At 48.9% G+C, this 22,293-nt stretch carries 14 protein-coding genes; all 14 read right to left on the minus strand.

The window, feature by feature from the left end; all coding sequences use genetic code 11:
* Nucleotides 1–60 precede the first annotated feature (60 nt).
* Nucleotides 61–2,376, minus strand: coding sequence for a carbohydrate-binding protein (locus C3V36_13920; protein ID AVM70570.1), 2,316 nt, complete (start codon nt 2,374–2,376; stop codon nt 61–63).
* Between the two features lie 60 nt (nt 2,377–2,436).
* Entirely contained in the window at nt 2,437–3,276 is an 840-nt protein-coding gene (locus tag C3V36_13925) for a sugar ABC transporter permease (GenBank protein AVM70249.1), read from the minus strand.
* A gap of 325 nt (nt 3,277–3,601) precedes the next feature.
* Complete coding sequence (locus tag C3V36_13930) at nt 3,602–4,495, minus strand: sugar ABC transporter permease (protein ID AVM70250.1); 894 nt, start codon at nt 4,493–4,495, stop codon at nt 3,602–3,604.
* A 207-nt stretch (nt 4,496–4,702) separates the two neighbouring features.
* Complete coding sequence (locus tag C3V36_13935; protein AVM70251.1) at nt 4,703–6,046, minus strand: sugar ABC transporter substrate-binding protein; 1,344 nt, start codon at nt 6,044–6,046, stop codon at nt 4,703–4,705.
* 264 nt (nt 6,047–6,310) lie between these two features.
* Nucleotides 6,311–7,897 (minus strand): hypothetical protein, encoded by a 1,587-nt coding sequence (locus C3V36_13940; protein AVM70252.1) that lies wholly within the window; start codon nt 7,895–7,897, stop codon nt 6,311–6,313.
* 154 nt (nt 7,898–8,051) lie between these two features.
* Nucleotides 8,052–9,236 carry a DNA polymerase IV gene (locus C3V36_13945; GenBank protein AVM70253.1) on the minus strand — a complete coding sequence of 395 codons (1,185 nt, stop codon included), beginning with the start codon at nt 9,234–9,236 and terminating at the stop codon, nt 8,052–8,054.
* A 304-nt stretch (nt 9,237–9,540) separates the two neighbouring features.
* Nucleotides 9,541–10,995, minus strand: a complete 1,455-nt coding sequence (locus C3V36_13950; GenBank protein AVM70571.1) for a flotillin family protein — start codon at nt 10,993–10,995, stop codon at nt 9,541–9,543.
* A gap of 360 nt (nt 10,996–11,355) precedes the next feature.
* Entirely contained in the window at nt 11,356–11,895 is a 540-nt protein-coding gene (locus C3V36_13955) for an N-acetyltransferase (protein ID AVM70572.1), read from the minus strand.
* A gap of 297 nt (nt 11,896–12,192) precedes the next feature.
* Nucleotides 12,193–14,508 carry a hypothetical protein gene (locus C3V36_13960; GenBank protein ID AVM70254.1) on the minus strand — a complete coding sequence of 772 codons (2,316 nt, stop codon included), beginning with the start codon at nt 14,506–14,508 and terminating at the stop codon, nt 12,193–12,195.
* 349 nt (nt 14,509–14,857) lie between these two features.
* The gene (locus tag C3V36_13965) at nt 14,858–17,920 is read right to left on the minus strand and encodes a hypothetical protein (protein AVM70255.1); all 3,063 of its coding nucleotides are present in this window, start codon (nt 17,918–17,920) and stop codon (nt 14,858–14,860) included.
* A gap of 222 nt (nt 17,921–18,142) precedes the next feature.
* Nucleotides 18,143–18,679, minus strand: a complete 537-nt coding sequence (locus C3V36_13970; protein AVM70256.1) for a hypothetical protein — start codon at nt 18,677–18,679, stop codon at nt 18,143–18,145.
* Nucleotides 18,676–19,527 carry a hypothetical protein gene (locus C3V36_13975; protein ID AVM70257.1) on the minus strand — a complete coding sequence of 284 codons (852 nt, stop codon included), beginning with the start codon at nt 19,525–19,527 and terminating at the stop codon, nt 18,676–18,678. The genes C3V36_13970 and C3V36_13975 overlap by 4 nt, the downstream gene beginning before the upstream one ends.
* An 8-nt stretch (nt 19,528–19,535) precedes the next feature.
* Complete coding sequence (locus C3V36_13980; GenBank protein AVM70258.1) at nt 19,536–20,300, minus strand: hypothetical protein; 765 nt, start codon at nt 20,298–20,300, stop codon at nt 19,536–19,538.
* A 149-nt stretch (nt 20,301–20,449) separates the two neighbouring features.
* On the minus strand, nt 20,450–22,288 hold the full coding sequence (locus C3V36_13985) for a hypothetical protein (GenBank protein AVM70259.1): 1,839 nt from the start codon (nt 22,286–22,288) through the stop codon (nt 20,450–20,452).
* Nucleotides 22,289–22,293: the final 5 nt, after the last annotated feature.

The following is a 22,293-nucleotide window of genomic DNA, read 5'->3' on the forward strand; positions in this document are numbered from 1 at the left end:
TGATTTTCCTGAAATCGGGGAGCCGCCCCAAAGGACAGCTCCCCGCTTATGTCATCTTGCTTAATCCTGATAAACCTCAATCAGCCGAACCGCGTGTCCGGCCTTTTCGCCGCCGCCGACGGTTTCCGCTACGTTCAGCCGGACAAAACGCGCCGGCGTTCGGTCAAATAAATAAACCTTGGGCAAGCCGTCATTTCTTCTTTCCCAAGCCACCGGCTGCCAATTTTGATTGTCCACCGACACTTCAACCGTAAAGACTTTAGCGTACTTTTCCCGGTCGGTCGTCACATGAATCCGATTAATCCAAGTCGGCCGGCCCAAATCAAGGCAGGGCGCCCAAAGAATATCCCGGTCAGCCTGCGTATAGCCGTTTAAACTGCCGTTGGTACAATTACTGAAAGTGCCGTCGACACTGGGTACTATCGCCGCCCGCACGCCTTTGCGGTAAGCCAGATTTTTCCGGACATTCATGTTTTTCAGTTCAATCCGCACAGACCTGACTTGGCCGTCCGCCAGCACAATGCCGCTGTCCGCATCCAGATACCCGCCGCTGACAGCAGCCACATTTGCCCGCAGCACCGGCAGGTCAATCCTCCATTTGCCCTTAGGACTGTCGCCGGAAAAGGAGATTTGAATATACTTTTGAGCCTGCCCTTCCAGCCGAACGCCGATCCGGCGGTTATCGGCAATCGGATAATGGTCCAGTTCAATCACTTTGCCGTCATAAAGCCATTCCTCCGGAATGCCCCGGCCGACAATGACATCACCATCGGCTTTTTCCGCTAAAACTGACTCCAACAGGGCTTTTGACGCACAAGCCTGCCCCCACATATGCGGGCAGGAACCGTCTCCGCTGACCGGATGCCAGCCGTACCATTTACCGACTTCCGCCTCCCCAGCGCTTTCCCACCAGCTGTACGGCCCGGTCATGCCAAAAGAAATCATCGCCTGATAGCAGTAAATCGCTTCAGAACGGTATCTTTGCGCCCGCAGTCCGGCTGCCGCCAAACCGGCGTTGTAAGAACCAATCGCATTGCTGTAAGTCCCGCCGCCAAAGGAATGAGGGAACAGGCCGGCTTCCCGTCCCCGGGCAAAACCATAATCATAAGTTGCGTCAATCAGGGCAATCATGGTGCTGTCCTGCTCCGCACCAAACAAATAACCGTCCCAGGCCCAGCGGCCGAATAAAAACATTGACGCCCAATTGGTATTGCGCGGGTTGCGGCACACATTTTCACTGTTGGGCTCCAGCATCGAACAGGGCAGATAGTTAAGCCCGCAGCGGGAAACTGTTTCCTTAATTGTCTGGTCGCAGGCAGTCAGCAGCTTTTGATAGGCCGCCAGCGCCCACGCCGCTTCCTCCTTACGGCCCAGCGCCGCCGAAATATAACGGAACGCCGTCAGCCCCAGCAGCACCGACCAATTATCGACCGTCCAGTGCCCGATATTATCAATGTCCCAGGTTTGCTTAACAATACCCTTGGGTCCGGTCAAATCGACTTCGATTTGATAAGCAAACTTTTTAATAATCTCATATTTTTGCTCGACAAACTCCCGGTCGCCCGTTTTCAGGAGATACAGGGCAAACGGCCAGGCATATTTCCACTTGGCGTCATCATACTGAATCTGCGATTCCATATTTTCCAGAAAAACTCTGGCATCCCGAAAATCACCCATCATCAAAAGACTGATTAAAATACCGATTGCATCATGGTCAAAAACCTCATCATAGCCATTTTCCCCGACATTTAAACGATATCCGTCCTTAATGATGTGGGTATAAATAAAACCGGCTTTATACGCCTCAATCAATCGACTGTCCGGCAGCTCACGAAACATGGCAATTTCTTCCAGCCGGCCGTCCCAATAGTTTTTCATATGCTGATAATGCTGCTCCCAGCCGCCCAGCGCCGCAATTTCCTCATCTGCCGGCCAATCCTGACCGCCGCCGAAACGGTCGGCGGCAACTGCGTAATCATAGCAAACCGCTGCACCGGCTTTGATTCTTTCCTCCGGTGCGTTCAGCCGAATCACCGGCCCGACCGGCTCCGGTACCAGAACAACGTCCTGTTTGCTTTTGTTTTCAATCCTGACCCGGCTGTAAACAACTACAAAATCCTGTTCCTTGAGCCTGACTTTATCCCCAAAGTTAGAAATCGTAACCCGACAGCCCCGTTTTTCAAACTCAGTCACCAGGCAAGGCAGATAGCCTTCACTGTTGTACCAGTCTAAATGCTCAACTCCCTGGCTGATTGCAAAATCAATGGTTACATTTTTTCCGTCCCGGATAAAATATCCGCCCTCCATATAGGCAATAACCCCGTCCTGATCGCCGTCCCAGCCGATGACGGAAGCTTTGCTTGTATCCACCTCTATCCTGCTCATATTTTCTCCATTCTGTATAAAATTCGGCTTTTAAGCCTATCTCCTAATCGGCTAACCTTTGATCGACGAACCGGCAGCCACGGCTTTTTCAATCTGCTGACTGAAAATCAAATACAGCAGCAGAGTCGGAATACTGGAAATGACCAGTGACGCCGCCATCGCTCCCCAGTCGGTTGAAAACTGCCCTTGAAACTTAACTAGGCCAATCGGCAAAGTATTCAGCTCCTTTTTGCCGATGACTACCAGCGCAATCATGAACTCATTCCAGGAAAAGAGCATGGTAAAGAGCGCGCAGCTGACAATTGCCGGTTTGACCAGCGGCAAAATAATCCTTAAAAATATAGTATAAATACTGGCTCCGTCAATCGCCGCCGCTTCCTCCAGTTCGACCGGCAGCTGACGCAAATAGCCGTAAAAAATCGTAATGATAAATGGAGTCTGAAACGCTACATAGGGCAGGATAACTGCCAGCAGCGTATCATTGGCCCGCAAATCCCTGACCAAAATTACCAGTGGAATCAAGATAATCTGCGCCGGAATAAACATGCCCAAACTGACATAGGTTCTGGCCACACCCGACAGCTTCCAGTTCATCCGGGCGGTGGCGTAAGCGAACATCAGTGCCAGACACACCGTAAAAAAGACCGTCGCAATCGCCACCAGCACGCTGTTTCTGAAATACCGAACCACATCGTATTCAAACCAGGCCTTGATATAATTTTCAAACCGAAGCTGCACCGGCAAGCCAAAGGGATTGACCGAAAAAATTTCCTCATTATTTTTAAAAGAATTAAACGTCATCCACAACAGCGGATAAACGGATAAAACGGTATACAGCGTCAGAGCCCCGTACAGCAGCAAGAGTTGAAGTTTTTCCGATGTTTTTTTCATCTCCTGATCTGATTCAATCGTTTTAACTCAATTTTCCCTGTCCAGCCATGCCGCCCTTTTGTCCGGCACTCCGCCGGCCTAAAGACTGCGCTTATGAACATGGAAAAAGCTAAGTTATGGATCGAACTTTTCCTTTCTTCCAGCTTTACTGAATAATTTGGGTCATACTGTTAAAAGTTCACTTCCCGCGGGTACCAAGTCCTTCGCCAAAGTCTCCGCCAAATCCAAGGGCTGTTCATCCCGGAAAACTTAAACTAAAAGTTCACTTCCCGCGGCGCCAAAACCTTCGCCAAAGCCAAGGGTTATTCATCCCGGAAAAGTTAAACTAATATGTCAGCCGCTCCCGGGCCACAAACCGGTTAATCAGCAGGGTAAAGAGCAGACATTCCAGCATCAGCGCGATGGCAGCGGCGCAGGCATAACCAAAATTGCCGGTAATATAGGCGCTTTTATACATCATATAGCTTAACGTCGAGGTTTGATTGCCCGGCCCGCCGCCGGTCATGATAAAAATATGCTCAAACGCCCGCAGACCGCCGGATAGGATTAAAATCAAAAGTAATTTATAGGTTTCCGCCAGCATCGGGATTGTCACCTTAATATGGGCCTGAATCGGCCGGGCGCCGTCGGTAATGGCCGCTTCATAATATTGCTCGGGAATCGCCTTGATCGCCGTATAAATCAGCAGAATTGTATTGCCGATGCCCTGCCAGGCCGCCACGAAGGCCATGGTCAAAATAGCCGTACCGCCCTGAGCCAGCCAATTTTGGCGGTAGGATACGCCCAATAGTTCAAACAGCTTGTTGAGCAGCCCCATATTGCTGGCATCGCTGGCTAAAATCGACAGCCACAGCTTACAGACAATGACAATCGATAAAGTGCTGGGAATAAAAAAGGCGGAGCGAAAAAACTTCCTGCCTCTGATTTTCTTTGACGCTAAAATAAAGGCAATCACCGTCCCCAGTCCGATTTGATAAACAACCGTCACCAGCGGAAAAAGCAGGCCGTTCAGGATTGATATCCGAAATGTTCTGTCCCCGGTAAACAACCTGATATAATGCTTTAAACCAACAAATTTTCCCAGGTTGATGCCATCCCATTCATACAGGCTTTTCATCGCCGTCTGCATGATCGGATAAAAAACCACCACCGTATAAAGCAGCAGCGTCGGCAAAACGAAAAGCGCGATCGCCGCCTTATTGCCTGTCACCTTTTTCACCGTATCCCTCTTTTCCCCGTGATTTACTTATAGTTTAGGTCCGCGAATATTTAGACTTACAGACGTATTTCGCATCCCGGCAAATTGCGGGCTGCTTGTCCGCACTGTAACCATAGTTTTTGCCTATGTTATATAAGCGGGCCGCCATAAATACAGCAGCCCGCTTTCTGCACCGCTAATTTTGCGGCTCAATCTCTCCTCTGTTTATTACTTGAAACTTTTAATAACCTCATCAATATCCTTTGCAAAATCTTCGACCGACAAAGACCCGGTTAAAAGTTCCTGCGCCTTATCTTCCATCACCGTTCTCAATTCCTGATTGGTCAGATTCCAGTCAAAGGCCGACATGCTCTTAAAGTTTTTATTATCCGATACATATTGCTGCATAATTGCTCCCAGCTGTGCCTTGGTATCCGGCACGCCCTTAAAGATCGAAGCGCCGCCCTCCAAAACCACAAAGGCTTCGTTCAGCTTTTGGCTTAACTGAATAGCAAACTCGGCCGCTATTTCCTTGTGCTTGCTGTAAGCCGGAACAGAGAATCCACCCTGGCTGTAACCGCCGCTCATATTCCAGCGGCATTCCTCTTCCTTACCGGCGTCAGCCAAGGGATAGTAAATCAGCGCCAATTTATCGCCCATTTTTTCTTCCAGGCCATTCAGCGCCCAGGTACCGGTCATAAACATCGCCGCTTTGCCGGATGTAAACAAAGCTTCCGCCTGATCGTAGGTGGTATTAAACACATCCTGCGACAGCATGCCGGCTTTGACCAGCTCGACTAATTTATTGGCCGCTTTAACATAAGGCTCATCGGAAGCCAGTGCCTCGCCTTTATCGAGCGCAGCAATGCCGGCCGTCGTTTCTCTGGTTGCCAAAATATCATATAAGTGCAGGCACCAAGCCTTTTCTTTGCCGAATAAAGCATAGGGCAAAATATCCTTTTCCCGGAAGGCTTTAACTGCTGCCATAAATTCATCATAATTCTCCGGTATTTTCACGCCATTAACTTCAAATACTTCCTTATTGGCGTAAAACGAATTAATCCACGGCGACTGCCACGGCACGGCGTAAATATGGCCGTCCGGCATATACAGGGCCGATTTATAGGACTCAACCATATTGTCCTCAATCCCGGCCGCCTTGACATAATCATCCAGCGGCAGCAGCGCGCCCGATTTATTAAACAGCTCAATACCGACGCCGTCGGACTTAAAGACATCCGGCAGATTACCGGAGGCGGCGTAAGTCATCAGCTTCTGACCGTCGTCCTGCGGTGCCGGCTCAATCTCGACTGCCACATTGGGCATGATTTCTTTCATCTTCTCCAAAGCATAGTCCAAAGTTTGAATTTCCTGATCAGCGGAATAATTGGCAAACAGCGTTAAAGTGACCTTTTCTTCCTTGGGCTGCTCGGCCGTCTTATCTTCGGGTTTGGTCGTTTCCTCTTTTTTTTCGGTTTGCGTGGGTGTTTCATTTTTTGGAGTTTCCGTCGGTTTGGCCGTTGTTCCGCATGAAGCCAGCAGCAGTACCAGAGCGCATAACCACGCTCCCATTCTGAATGATCGTTTCATAGTTTTCCCTCCTTGCTGTGAATCATCTTTTTTCATGGTATCCTCCCTTTCCATGCCTGCCGAACCACTCTTTCAGGTCTGTTCACCGGCCGCGGACTGCAAAGCGCTGCCGCAACTGCCGATGGCACTTTCTTATCCGGCCACCGCGCATTTCACATGGAGGGGCATCTTTATTATAATAAAAAGTTTGATCAGAGGGAATGTAGATTTCGTGACGACTCTGAAAAAAACGCGACAAAAAGGTTCTCAGGGAACTTCGTGATATTCGCTGGGTGATTTACCAAAATATTTTTTGAAAACCTTGCTTAAATAACCGCTGTCATTAAAACCGACCATTTCTGCAATATCACTCAATTTATACCGGTTCTCGGCCAGCAGTTCCCTGGTTTTTTCCATTCGGACCTGGGTCAGGAAATCGGTAATTTTCATATTGAACTCTTTCTTGAACGCGCGGCGCAGGTAGCTGGAATCCACATAGAAATCAGCCGCCATCTGCTCAACCGTCAAACCGGAGCGCATATAATGCTCCTCTATATATTTTTTTACGCCGTAGGCCATCTTGCGGGAGCGGGAATATTTATGCTGATCAAAAAACGCAATCGTCCGGCGGTAAACTTCGCGGATATCCTGAAAAGCATCATCAATCGAAGTTTTTCTCCGAATATCAATATAGCCGCCGATATCCTCACCCAAAACCTGCCGGATGTCTTTGCCGTTCTCGGTAATATGGGCAAAACAAATCGACAACAGCCCGACAAATATCACATAAACATAGTCGATTTGCAACCGCTCCTCAAGGATAAAAGCATACACCTGCTCCAAAATTTGGTTGATTCCATCCATATCATAAACCCGTAAATCGGCTTCAATCTTTTTATTCCATTCTCCGGCGTAAAAGCCGATATTTTGATATTCCTGCGATAATTCGTGATAGCGTATGACCTTCCCGCTGCCGTATAAGAGTTTACTTTGCAGGACCGCCACGGCCTGCCGGTAAGAGCCTTTAATCTGAGCCAAACCGCTTCCCGCCTCACCGATACCGACCGATACCGAAAAGCCCAGATATTTCTTTACATTTTGCGAAAAACACGTATAAGCTGCCAAAACCGGCGCCGGATCCATATCCTGCCGTTCCAGTTCCAAAATCGAAACAATCCTGTCGTCGGCTCCTAAAAAGGCAAAATGATTTATCCCCACCCCAATTGACTCCTCCAGGATATTGAGGACCGCGTTTTTCCACAGCCGGATCTCTTTATTTTCTTTGAACTTATCATACAGACCGTCAATCTCAACGCTGCTGACCTGAAAAATTTCGGTTTTAATTGTCAGACCGAAGCGGGACAGCGCCTGCCGGACTTCATTTTCATTTAAAGGATATTCGGCGTTGACCAGCGACCGGAAGAAGAACTCACGCAGCAATTTCTTCTCTCTTTGCTGAACACTTTTTTCTTCTTTGAGAAACTGCAGGCGGCTCTTTTGCTTGAGCAGCGTTCGAATCAGTTCGTCGCGACTGAAGGGCTTTAAGATAAAATCGCTTACACCGATGCCAACTGCCCGGCGGGCATACTCAAACTCACTATACCCGGTAACCAGCACAATAATCACGTCCTCGCATTTTTGCCGAATCACTTCCGCCGCCAGCAGCCCATCCATGCCCGGCATATTGATATCGGCAAAGATAATATCCGGCGCTTTTGCCTCGGCCAAAGCAACCAGCTCCTGTCCGTCTCTGGCTTCGCCGGCCAGCCGGAAGCCATAGTCCTCCCAGCGGATCACCGTCTTTAAATATTCCCGGAAGATGCTTTCATCATCCGCGATGTATACATTAAACATTTCCGCCCCCCCCCGCCTATCAGTCTGATTTATCTCAACTTGCCGTTATTGAATCCTGACGCTGCTTGATTGGCGCCAATCCATTTTATGCCTGTTTCCGCTTTTCAGCGACTTAACTGCCCGTATCTTATGTGCCCTGATTATTACTTTTCCCTTAGCGATGTTTTCTCATATATTCCATCGTCCTGGCAAATATTTCGCCCGTAAAAATCCGATCCAGGTTTCCGGCAAAATCAAGCCCATACCGCTGCCGCAAAGATATAAGAGCGTCATTTATAATGTCCTGACCGGATTTTTCATCGGCAAATAAGTCTTCGAGCCGCAGCTGCCGGTTCTGCTCCCTCGTCAAACGATGAATGCCCACACCAATCAGCCTGACCGGGCCAGGTTTGATTTGCTCCAGCAGTTCCGACGAGCACTTATATATTTCCCCGGCCGAACGAGTCGCATCAATGGCTTTGGACCGGGTGATGGTTTTCATATCGGCATAAGTAATCTTCAGCGTGGCACTTTCCCCATAAAGTCCTACCTTCTCCGCCCGGCGCTCGACACTGATGGCCAAAAGCAATAAGGCATCGCGCAGGAATGCAAAATCATTGACATCGGCCTGAAAGGTAAACTCCCGGCTGATGGATTTGGCATCTTCCGGTTTATACGGCACCACCCTGCGCTCATCAATCCCCATCGCCAGCTTGGTCAACAGCCGCCCCTGCTTGCCGAGCAGGCGGATGGTTTCGTCCGGCTTCTGCCGGATATGGCGAATCGTATAAATACCTGCTTTATTTAACTTTTCCGCCGTTTTGGCACCAACCGTATAGAGAACACGCACATCCCGATCCATCACCAGGTTCACAAAATCTTCCGCGCTGGGAATTTCAAAGTAACCGTTCGGTTTCTTCTCCTCACTGGCCGTTTTAGCCGCCGCCTTGGAATATGCCACTCCGATGGAACAGGTCAGTCCCAACTCAGTAAGAATACGGCTTTTTATTGTTTTGGCAAATGCACAGGCCTGTTCCCAATTTCCTGCGGTTTTGGTAACATCCAAATATGCTTCATCCAAGGCAATGTACTCCGCCGCCTCGGCATATTCATTCCAAATCGAATGCAGCCGCGCCGAAACCGCTCTGTATTTTTCAAAGTTTGGATGCAGATAAATGCCCTCGGGACAAAGCCGGTGCGCTTCTTTAATGTTCATGGCCGAACGGACTCCATATTTGCGCGCTTCATAGCTGCATGTCGCCACTACGCCGCGTTCATGGGGCAGCGCTCCTATGATCAGCGCTTTTCCCCGGAGTGCGGGATTGTCGCGGATTTCAACAGCGGCATAAAAAGCATCCATATCGACATGTATGATAATCTGATTCGTGTTCTCCGCCTCCCCCGTAATTCCATTCTTATGTTCCGGTACTTAAATCCATTATAGTTAAAATCGCAAAGGCTGTCAATTAACAGAAACAGCGCGCTGCGTGAAAAAGGCTATGAAAAACCCGTCGATTTCTCATAGCCTTAAAACATGTCCTTTATATGTTTTTTACTCAACTTTCCCCTAATCGAAACACTTTACGTTTCTGCCCGGGAGAGCAAGCCGCTTTAAAAAGGCTGCTCTTTCAAACATGGGAAAGTTTAGTATTATTTTTTAGCGCTTACTGCGCCTGATTTTCTCCCGCTTCCGGCTTTCCGCCTGCGGCTGATGCTTTGCCGCCCAAAAATCCGGAAATCAGGGCTTTGATGTCAATGCCCATACCCGAGGCAATGCCATCGGTAACCTGGGTTGTTCCCTCGACGATGTCTTTCAGCAGCTTGGTATTATTACCGTCGCCGTACATCGTAATCTTATCGACCTTGCTCAGCGGCGCTGCCACATTCTGGGCAATTTCCGGCAGAGCCTTAACAATCATCTCAATAATTGCCGCTTCGCCGTACTGTTTCATCGCCTCCGCCTTTTCGGCAATACCCTTGGCCTCGGCCAGCAGCTTGGCTTCAATCGCTTCGGCTTCGGCTAAACCAACCGCTCTGACACCGGCTGCTTCCTGCTCTCTCTGGAAACGGAAAGCATCCGCCTTGGCCTTTTCCGCTTCGGCATGTCTCTGCTCATCATACAGTCTGGCTTCCGCGTCTTTCTTCCGCTTAAACAGAAGCGCCTCGGCCTGCTGCTCTTCACGGTAACGCTCGGCGTCAGCCTGTGCCCGAATCTCAGCGTCCAGCTTTTGCTTTTTAACCTCAACCTCCTGCCGGCGCAGCTCCGATTCCCGCTCGGTTCTGGCAATCTGGGCATCAACGGTAACGGTTTCAATAATCTTTTGCTGTTCCTGTTCCTGCACTTTATAGGCGGCGTCTGCTTCCGCCTTCTTGATATCAGCTAAAATCTTCAGCTCCGATTTTTTAATATCCAACTCATTATTGCGCTTGGCAATCTCGGCTTCAGCCGATACCTTAGCTTCGTTTGACTTGCTGTTGGCCTCGGCCTGCGCAATCTGAACGTCTCTTTCCGCCTGCGCCTTGGCAATCGCGGCGTTTCTCTTAATCAAAGCCGTATTGTCCGCACCCAAATCCTTAATCAAACCGTTTTCATCGGTGACATTTTGAATATTACAGGACAAAATCTCAATGCCCAGCTTTTCCATATCCCTGGAAGCCTTGAGCATAACCTGATCAGAAAAGCTGTCCCGATCGGTGTTAATGCCCTTAAGCGACAAAGTACCGATAATTTCTCTCATATTACCCTGCAAGCTGTCCTGCAAATCGCTGGCAATATCCTTGGGGTTTTTATTTAAGAAGTTTTTGGCCGCCAGCTGCAATCCTTCCGGATTATTATAAATCCTGACCTTGGCCACCGCATCCACATTGACATTAATAAAATCATTGGTCGGCACACTCTGCTCAGTCTTGATATCGACCGTAATCTGCCCCAGATACAGGCGATCCAGCCTTTCAAAAAACGGCACCTTAATTCCGGCTCGGCCAATTAAAATCCGCCCCTTTTTTCCCAGACCGGAAATAATAAACGCTCTGTCCGGCGGCGCTTTGACATATCCCAGCACCAAAACAAGGATCCCCAGCACCAGCAAAACAATAATCGGCATACCTTTTAAAACCATGTCCTGAAACAATACTGGTACACTTTTTAAAACTGCATTCATTTTTCCGCTCCTTTCCTTAAACCGCTTAGTTGCAGTTCCGGCAAACAGATATTTATACTTTGTATGACGGAGCACTTGCTCTCCACGGACATATAAAGTATAAGTATTTATTTGCTTAATACCTACACTCGCAATTCGGCGAAAATTATTTCAGCGAATTGCAAATGGCTTGCCTGAACTGTAAGTTTTTTGCCAACCTTCCTGCATAAAACATTTGGCGAAATAGCTCGTCAAGTTTTTAACTCTCTTAGATTATACACCTAAATACTGACCTATGTCCAGAATTATCGGATTTTCTCATGCTTTTGTAATTCATTTTTAATCTCCGCTGCTTTCATAAGCCAGCCTTGGCGTGCCGTCCGCTACATAAATAATGCCGCAGTACGTAAAGCCATGCTTTTCCAGTAAATGCTGCATGAGCAGATTGTCCCGGTGCGTATCCGCCCGCAAATGCCTGCACTTTTCCCGGCAAAACGCCAGGCAGTCGGCAAAAACACCGGAACTGCCTGTCTTGCCCGCCAGCCGGTGAATCGTCCCGTAAGCCGAAGAATCCCGCCAGCTTCCGTCAATTCGGCGATAGGTCGGATCTTCCCCTAAAATAAAAGCAAACACGCCATAAAGCCCGTTTTCGTTTACCAGCACATACAGCTGCTTTCGCCCGATATCTTCCTTTAAGAGCGTTTCCGGCGGATAAAACCCGCCCCACTGCGTAGGATTGCCGGCTGCGGCCATAGAGGCTCTGGCCTGCGCATAAATATTCATGATCGCCGGCAAATCACCCGGCTCCGCTAACCGGATTTTCCCCTTCCTCTGCTCCTCCGGCCAAGATGCTGCCGGGGTTAAACAATACTCGGACATATTCTCCTCTTTTCTGTTTTCCTTGTAAGACCGGCGCAGGAATTCCATGATTCCTTTCGCCGGCACCAAATCATCCCGCTTCTCCGGCAGATAAACGGTCAAACTTCCTGTAAATATCTGGCTAAGTTGCCCTTGGACATTATATAATTTCGAGCCGACATATTTTCAAAAAAAGAAAAGGCTAAGCAAAAGCAAATCCGGACGAGGAATCCTCTTTCCTGATTTGCCCTGCCGCCCCTTTTTTTCAGTACCGCCAAAGCCAAGTCTTCCGGCTCAGCGCCGCCTGCCGAACTTCCCTTATTCTTCCACTACTCGGATATAGGAAGAATCCGGCTGGCAAATATAAACCTGGCCGTCAACATAGTTAATTCCGGTTTTCTCCGAATACGAATAACTGACTTCGTAAGCCGCGCCAGTGAGTTTCTCCTCATCCTCCTGGTCGGCTTGTCCCGACAGACTGACGGTATCGGTAATCGTTCCGTCCGCTATCGTGATTTTGCGCAGCATATGATAGTCCCAGACATACAGGTTTTTGCCATCGGTAGCCAATGCCAGCGGCTGGTAAAACTTCGGCATCGGCCCATCCACAAAGTCCTTTTCAAACTTAGCCCCGGCAAAATATTCCAGCTTCTCGGCTACCTGTTCATTGTACCGGTAAATCATATTGTTCTTGGGCTGTGCCAAATAAATGGTTCCATCCTCGGTTTGGGCAATGGCTGTCATTTCATCCTGACCGGCCAGCAAAACGCTGACTTCTTCGGTTTGATAATCATAGAAACCAAGATCCGTTTTGCCTTCAATATAATCGGTCAGCAGGAAATAAATCCCCTTATCTGCCGGCAGAAAATCACTAATCTCCTGAAAAGCTGTCGATACGGTAAAGACTTCCGCCAACTCCTGTGCTTTCGGATCTAACCGAAAGATACCCAGACAAATCTCATCGCCGTCCTGCCACGGTTTAACCGACAGATATAAGCCGTCCTGCCCGGCTTTGAGCACATCCGGCGTCAGCACACCCAAATCATAGGTCGTAACCTGACCTTTTTTAATCTCCCGCAAATCACCGTCGGCAACATAGCGGACACTCTGCCAATCAGCCAGACTGCGCGGTTCAAAAAAGGCTGCCTCTGCTAATTTCCCGTCAACACTGTCTCTCTCACCGGTTCCGGCGTAGACATCCGTTTTGGCCGTCTTACTGTATTTCAGCGAGATATCAACGCCCAAAACTCCGGCTTCGACCGTAATCGGAATCGTAAGCTTTTTATTATAATAACTTCCTTCCAAAATGGTTTGGCCGGCATTTTTCGCTAAAATCACACCATTTTCCAAAACCGCTATATTCGGATCCTGTGACTGCCAGTGCAGCCATTTATCCGGCAGAATTCTTTCCTGCCCATCGGCATAGCGCTGCAAAACCGAAATTGGCATTTCCTTTTGCTCGGATAAAATATAATCCATTTGCGGTAAAATCAATTCCGAATTGCTTTCCCGATACTGCATATAGCCGTACCAGCCAAGGCTGGCAATGCCGACCAGCACCAGCGGAATAGACAGCCGCCGCATCAGACGGTTACGCGCCCGGCGCTGCAAGGCTTCAATCTTTTGCTTTTGCAGCTGGATCAAACGCTGATTCAGCACCTTGACATCGCTGAAACGCATTTCTTTGTTTTCCGCCATACATTGATTCAAAATGGCAGCAAAATCCTTACTGATTGTACTTTCTTTAAAAATATAAGCAATCGTTGCGCCTAAGCTGAAAATATCGGTTCGTTCGTCAATATCGTTGCGAAAAGCCTTTTGCTCGGGTGAAGCAAAGCTGGGCGTATACCCTCTGATTTCATAGGTCTTGGCTTTTTCGCCGTCTTTTAAAGAAGCAATTCCGAAGTCAATTAAAATCGCTTTGAAGTCTTCGGTAATAATGATATTCTGCGGCTTAATATCCATGTGAATAATTGATTGCCGGTGAATATAATTCAAAGCCTCCGTCAGCTGAATCATAAAGCTGATGGCCAAATCTTCGTTTAAGTCCTGCTTATGTGCCTCGGCAAACTTATGGAGCGGTGAGCCCTCGACAAAGCTTTCAACAATATAACGGTCGTCGCCGTCGGTAAAAACATCGGCAATTTTGGGCAGGGAAATATGATTCAGCTTGACCAAAATGTCTTTTTCATTCAGGCCTCCCTGAAAGTGCTTCATTGCCCACATATTGCCAAGCTCAAGATTGGTACAGACATAAACGCTGCCCTGTGCTCCTTCGCCCAACACCTTTTCCACCCGGTAGCGCTGGTTGACCACCGCGCCGGCCTGCAGCGCCTGATAAGTTTTCCTTCCGGAAGCGGTCTTGCTGCCGCCCAACGCAGACGGCTCTCCGCTCTGAACGACTGTCTGCGTCCGCTCCGGATCCATCGCTACCGTTTCGGCCAGCGGCTCCGCCGGCTGCTCCGGCCCTGTGTAAACCGTTTGTGTCTCATCCAGACTTGGTTTCGGCCTGTCCGGCAGCTTGGCAGTTTCGGCCGGCTTATCCTTTTTTCGGCCGGAAAACAGCCCGATCAGCGCTAAAATAAGCGCCACGCCCACAAAGCTGATACCGATAATTAAATATTCCCTATACATTTTTCTCTCCCTTCCCCTGAGGCGATGCCTCGTTTTTCTGTTTTGTGTGTAATAACTCTCCTATTTCTATATATCCTTACACCCCGATTATACCATAAAAGGCACACCTGTAAAAGTCTGTTTTTCTTTTTCGGTTAAATTTTCGTCCGGACTTTCGTCTAATTCTTTCGACAATAAACCTTCATTGCCAAATCCGGGAAAGCGGTCTAAAAAACGAGCAGCATAGATAACGATTTTACACCATCCTCTGCTGCTCGTTTTATTTTTTGTTCGGTTCCGCCTAAGTTCTTAGCCCGCTTTTTGAGCAGACATATCCGCCCGGAAAGACAAAAGCTTTTGAGCAGATAATTTACAGTTTCTCATACAGCCGGTACAGCATTTCTGCGGCTTGCTTACGGGTCATGGCCTGCCCGCCGTCATAAAAGCCATTGGCGGCTTTGAGCAGGAAGCCCTCGCGCTCGGCCATAGCAATATAAGTCTTGGCCCATGTCGGTACATTGCTGTTCTGCGCCAGCTTTGCCAGATACTTCTGTAATTCCTTGGGGAAATGATAGCCTTTTTTATAAACCAGCATCATACTGTTCATTTTAGCCAGTTCAGCCGCCCCCACCGAATTGCCGGGTTTAAAGGAATTATCCGGATAACCATTGACCACTCCCAGCTTAACCCCGGAAGAAACATAAGGATAATACCATGCGTTCTTGGCTACATCGAAAAACTTACTGGATGAGCCTCCGTCATAGCTATATGACATTCTGACTAAGATGGTCAGGATCTCACTTCTTTTAACGGTTTCATTCGGCATAAACTGACCGTTGCTGCTGCCCTGCAGGATTCCTTTGGAGGCTAGGATCTTAATGATCTCTTTTTCCTTAGCGGGCAAACCCTCGATATCGGCAAAGTTCTTTTCATTTTTCCGAACATAGTACTCACCGTCATCGCTGATTTTAGCACTTAACTTTTTCGTCCGGCTGTCATACTTGCCGCCGATCACTTCTTCCTTGCCCTCGGCATCTTTGCGGCAAAGAGCATTGTACGGATCGGCATCGGTTTTTAAGCCTACGCCTACTTTGGAACTTTTCTTATTCTTCTTCATTTTAATTTGATAGGTCTTGCTCTTCTTCGTATCGCCGCCAAAAGCATACACCTGATCAGCCGGCAAGGAAATCTTCGCACCGGCTTTTACTTCCGTGATTTCAATCTCCATATCGCCGGTCATCGCATCCTGCAAATCCTCTGCGCTCAGTTCGATGGAAATATCGGGCTGCACCTCAATAATCAGGCGATCCATCTCCGTTACTTCCTTAACGTTCTCCGCCAGCCGAATAACAGCCGAAGTCTGATCCTTGGGCATAGTCAATGTCACTCTCACGATTGTTTCCAGATTTCGGGGCAATTCCCTTCTTTCCAGAGCCGCTTTGGCATTTAATTGTTCCTTAATCGCTTCTGCCTTTTGCGCACCACTCTTAGCCAGCGGCTTATTGATGATAAACGGACCGGTCATCGTACCTAAATGCTGTCTGCCGGCCTCGGCAATTATCTCCTCCGCCGAAGCAACCAGTTCATCTCCGATTTGATTGGTATTCCACAGTTTTACCTTAGAATCGCTAATCGATACCGTCAAGATACGGAACTTGGTCTGCGGCTGCTTTCTCTGCACCTGCTTAATCTGATTTTCAGCTACATTACTATTTTTTAAGGTAACTGTCCGCTGCCCCGACATCAGGCTCAAAACCAAAATATCATCCACCTGTGCAAAGCTGAGATCAAGCTGCTCTAAGTTTTTGGCCTTTTCCAGGCCGCCCAAGGAAATAAGATGCTGTCCGCTCAAGTCAAGTTTCGTCAGGCTCAGCCAGTCGCTATCCGTCAGCTCACCGGAAAACTTCCCCAACTCCCGCCGTACAGCCGCTTCCAAGGCATCCGACAGTTTATCCACATTGACCGGTAAATCCGGCTGGTTGTTCGAGTCATTTCCCGAAGAATCCGGCGAATACGGTGTCAATGCCTGTGAAACAATGGAATTGCCCGGTTGAGCCATATTATTTGCTATAATCTGAACAGGAGCATAGCTATCGTTAGTAGAATTATTGCCTAACTGCCCGAATACATTCTGGCCCCAGCCCCATAAACTGCCGTCCGTTCCCAGTGCATATGCATTTGTTCTATCAGCGATGATATCCCTGACGCCGTCCAATGCCTTTTGCGGGCTATTCTGCTGACCGGCCGAGCCACTTCCCACCTGACCTTCGTTGTTTCTGCCCCAACTCCAAACGCTGTTATCCGCTAAAATGGCAAATACATTATTATCGACAGCCATAATCCGCTGAACATTATCAATCCCATTGATCGTCTGCGGTGAGTACTCATTACTCGTTGAACCAATTCCCAACTGGCCATAAAAGTTTTCTCCCCAAGCTCGAACGCTGCCGTCGTTCTTGATGGCATAGTAACTGCCATTTTGATGAAGCATTTGCCGAACTCCTGTCAATAATTGAGCCGGAGCTACGCTATTCATATCCCATAAGCTGTCATCGTCTTTAATAATATAAAACCCGCCCTGATCACCGACCATAATACTTTTTACATCCGTCATCGGATCAAGCATCGGATTCTGTCCATAACTCCAAGCCCAAAACCGACGGCTTCCTGTCAGGGCATACACCACACTATACCCAATGGCAATCTCCGTAACATCCGTAACCGTCGGGATCCGTGCCGGTGTCGGGCGAACCGGATCCGTGCTGCCCGGAGCCACCAGACGACGGTCATTATTTCCCCAGCCCCATACATCACCGTTGCTGTCAATGACAAAAACACTGCCATCTTTAAAAAATAACTGCTCAACATTACTTACATTTAAGACCTGAACCGGATCTCCGCTACCACTCGTCGTTCCGTTCCCCAACTGACCAAAAGCGTTCGCTCCCCAAGCCCATAAATCACCGTTTTCCAACAGCGCATAAACGCTTTCACCATTGACAACCACACTTTTTACATCTTGTAAATTCGGCACCCGCTCCGGATGCCGCGCAAAATTTTGACCCCAGCGCCACAAACTGCCATCATCCCTGATTGCATAAGCATTGCTCTCGTCGGCGGCCACGCTGACTACGTCTTCCAGAACTTTCTGCGGCGTCAGTACCCTGGCATCCGTCGAGTCATTCCCTACCTGGCCTTCGGCATTTCTTCCCCAGCTCCACAAACTGCCGTCCTCCTGAATGGCATATATGGTATTACCGTCATAGTTGCCGGTGGCAGCAATGGTTTGACTGAATATCCTGGTTGCCGCTTTCACCGGCACCGACCACAGGCTTAAAATCATGATCAGGCTTAACACCAGCGCCGTGAGTTTTCCACCGATATCATACTTTCTTCCTGCTTTCATTGTGTTTCCTCCCTTTGTTTCACCCATGATGTTTATTTAAGGCAAACGGATATTGGCATATCATTCCTGAATATCCATTTGCTTAACGTTTACACTAAGTCATTCCGGCAAATGCGAGCAGCCTGCCCGATTGCCACTCAGCTTTTCCGCCCGACCGAAAATCTGACCACAGATATTCTTTTCATCGCTGACCGGCATTACCTCCTTAAGCCGGCCGCCCATTAATATGTGAAAAATACTACTGCTTTTTTAACGGAAAAAAATATAAAAACCCATATATTCCGCTGCCAGATTGATCAGACAGCCGGCCGCAATCGCAATCGAAAACGGAAAATGCGCGGATTTATCGTAAGCGCCGGAAGCCTCATACGGCGCCAGCCGCAGAGTTTGAAAGAATAACAAAAAATACCGCCCTAAGTTTCCCAGCCGCTCTTTGGCATTCCGATAAAGAATCATTTTAAAAATCGATACCAACAGACCAACAGCAAAGATAAAGAATATCGCGTTGCCGATAAAACGATAGCCCATGATTGCTCCAATCGCCATCATGGCCTTAATATCGCCGGCCCGAAACATACGCAGATAAAAAAACGGAAAAAAGACGGCAAAGGGCAAAACCATCCCCCACAAACTATTCGCCCAACCGGCCCCGGGCAACACCAAATTAGTGAGAAATCCCAGCAGCGCCAAAGGAACACTGAACTTGTTTTTGATTTTTTGCTCACGCAGGTCGGTATAAAGACATACCGCCAGCAAAAGAATCAATTCCGCAATCTGTACACTCATTCTTCCGCTCCCTGATTCCAGCTTTCGATTTCATTTAGTAAAGATTCGAGCATATCCGCATCAACCTCAACCTTTTCTTTATTCTGATAATATGCCAACTCCGGCTCCTCGCCCCTTTGCGGCCTTGCTTTCAGCCTCAATTCGCCCGAAGTCTGATCTTTCAGGCTGACGGTCACCTCCAGCTCCATCAGTTTCAGATCCGGAGTTAAATAGCATTCCGCCACCAGCATCAGATTGTCCTGAATCAAAGCCTGAAGTTCCTGCCGGCGTTCCGGCGATAAATCCTGATCCGACACCTTCGACAGCCATTCAATAAAATGGGCAGGCAATATATTGACACTGCTGACCAAATGCAGACAGGAAATACTGCCGCCGTATTCCCGCTCTAAGGACTGATAGCCCGCCTTTTGAAACTGCAATTCCTTAAGCCACTCAATCACCTTTTCCTGGGTCAGCTTGTTCTGCCCGTCACTCAAATGCCATAACTGCCCTTCCAGCAACGCCGGCAATTCAACCAGCCAGCCGGTTTGATCATGTGCCAGGTTCAGCAGATTGACCCGACCGAAGGTCTCATTCTCCAATTGCCAGCGGCTGTCTAATTTGCCGCCGCCGTAATCCAAATCTCCGGAGAAATTAAAAATAATCGGACTGTCCAACTGTTTCAAAATCAAGGAAAAGTCACCGCTGATCATCCATTTTTGGTTTTCCGGCAGACCCGATAAAGCCAGAAGTACATTTTGCTCGGCACTCAGCGCCCAGCCGAAGCCATACACAGCCGCCAGCGTAATCACGCTTAAAATCAGCGCAATTCCAATCCGAATTTTATTTTTTTGCTGCAATATTTTCATGCCTGTTCCTATCCTATTTTTTTAATATAAATATAACTCAAGTTATCTCCGGCTCCGTTTCGGTAAATTTCTTCCTTTATTCTCTGCCGATAATAATTTTCCGTATCCAAATCCATCGGCCGCAAAAAATCAAGCAACTGCTCCGGCGCGATATATTGATACACACCGTCACTGCACAGCAGGATATCATAATTCAGCCAAAACACCTGACTGTCAGCCGTCACATTCCTGGCTCCGCCCAGACATTTAGTCAAAATATTCTGGGCAATCCCGCTCTCACGCAAGGCTTGATCCGAATATCCCTGGTCCCGGAACTGCTGCTGATAGCTGTCGTCCCTGGTAAACTGAATCAAACCGTATTCCCGGGCAAAATATCCGCGCGAATCACCGATATTTTTAATCAGCACCCGCCGATCCATTAAAAAAGCCAATGTCATGGTTGTACCGACCGCTGCCCCTCTTTGCTCACTATAGTCGCAAATCTGTTCATTAATCTGCCAAATCCAGCGGTCAATGCTCTCGGACATATCCCGCCAAGCCGTGGGGCTTGATAGGTAATTCGGCATTTCCTGATACCACCAGTATTCAAAGCCCGCTGTCACCATTTGACTGGCTTTTTCTCCATCCGATAAGCCGCCCATCCCGTCGGCCACTACCGCCAAGCCAAGCTGCCGATTTGACTCCTGACCGGAAAGAAATAAAATCGAATCCTGATTATTTTTTCGTTTCGCGCCAATATCGCTGTCTCCGAAAAACCAAAAATGTACGCCCATACTCTACCCTCTATGTGTGCTCAGCTTTTCTTTGTTCAAGTGCTGCGTGTCTGCCGTCAATAGGGGAATGCTTCCCGCAAGCCTGCCGCCACGGTTTTCCGTTCGGCTCTGCGTAATGGGGCAGAGCCGAACAGTATTTCACATCAGAATTAAAAGATTTCAAATACCAGTACGGTATTGCCGATTCGGATTTCGTCACCGTGATTAAGCGGATAATACTGATTGACATCTAAACGCTTGCTGTTTAACAAGGTACCGTTCTTTGATCCGATATCGACTAAATAATAACCGCCGTTTTGCATTTCCACCTGGCAATGCATGCCGGAAACGCCGGGATCGGATATTTTCCAGTCCGCGTTCCGTCCGAGGCGATAAGGACTGTTCATAATTTTCCGCTTGTCGCCGCCGTTCTTGATACTTAAAAAAGCTCCGCTTTCCTGTTGAAACAACACAGTTCCGCCACCCTGAGCCGATTGATTGGCACCACCCATAATCATCGTCCCCTCTGCTTCCGGCATTCCTATTTCTTCATAAACCGGCGGTGTCATCGGCGGTGCCGACTGCTGCATCGGTTGAACCGGTTGTACCGGCTGGTTCATTGGCATCGGCACTTGCCCCATCGGCGGCATCGGCGGATTCACCGGTGTCGGCGCTTGATTCATCGGCGGTACCGGTGAATTCATCGGTCTGCCGCCCATCCCCGGGGCACCTCCGCCCGACATTCCCGGTGCGCCCGGTTTCGGAGTAACCATGCCCGGCACTTTGCCTCCGCTTTTGGGAGTTTTCCCGGGTTTTGGTGCGACCGGCCCAGAATTTTTATCCGGCTGCCCGCCGGCCGGCTGCTTGGCCACTCCCAGTTTCAGCCAGATCAGGAGCAAACCGCCAATCACAATTGCCGCCAATAAAATAACGTTTAAAATATCCAAATTACCCTGGTCATTTTTCAAAACTCCGGCTACAAGCATCAAGACAACTACAACCACGATTACGACATGCCCGATAATCAATACCGGCACATTCCATTTGCCGCCCGCTTTTGGTGCCGGAGCCCCTTTCGGCGCGGCTCCCGGATATTTACTCTGATTTGCCATCGGCGGAACGGGCGCAAAGCCGGAATTTTTAGGCTGATTCGGCATCGGCGGAGCCGGTGCAAACCCGGGATTTTGAGGTTGCTTCGGCATCGGCGGAACCGGTGCGGCCGGCGTCGGTGCCGGAGAATAACCGGATTGGTTCGGCCCCTGCATCATTTGAATATTGGATCGCGGCGGATAATCAGCCGGGGCTGACATATTCTGCGGCGAGTTCATCTGGTTCTGCGGCATTGCTGCCGGCTGCGGCTCGCTGACAGCCGGCGTGACCGGCTGAGCCGGATACGGATCAGCCGCCCGTTGCGGCTGGGCTCCGCCCCAATTACTATTTTGTCCGCCCATGCCCTGCGCCTCTGCCTGAATCTGTCTCTGCAAATCCGCAGCAGAAAAGACCGACTGCTGTTCGGCTAAACGCATCTGCTTGGTCAAAAACAGCAGACAGGCATCGCTTCCCGCCTGAGTCAAGAGTTCCTGAATCAGTTTTTTCCAGGCCAGCGCCAAACTCTGATAATCCTGCATCAACGGCAGATAAACACCGTAAATCTCGCCCTTGGGATCAACCCAGATATACTCCGGATCCAGCACTAAATTAGCCGGTGCCAGCAAAGGATATTTTTCAACATCCTGAATCAATTTTAACAGCCTTTGCAGCACTCGAAGCAGCTCGTCTTTCTCCGTCGCACTGCCCCGAAAATTACTGATATATTGACCAAGCGGCTGCATCCCGCCAACCGTATAAACCAGTTCGGCTGTGCCGTCAATCATGGTCTTTTCCATTTGCGCCAAGCCCGGAATTTGCAGCTGCCGAGCTGCCGTTAATTGTTCATTATCCAGTTGGCTGATATCCTCTAAAGGATAGTACAGCCTCTTGCTGCCGTCCACTTTTACATAAAACGCCATAATAC

This window comes from Lachnospiraceae bacterium oral taxon 500, from assembly GCA_002999035.1.
Lineage (GTDB): Bacteria > Bacillota > Clostridia > Lachnospirales > Vallitaleaceae > W11650.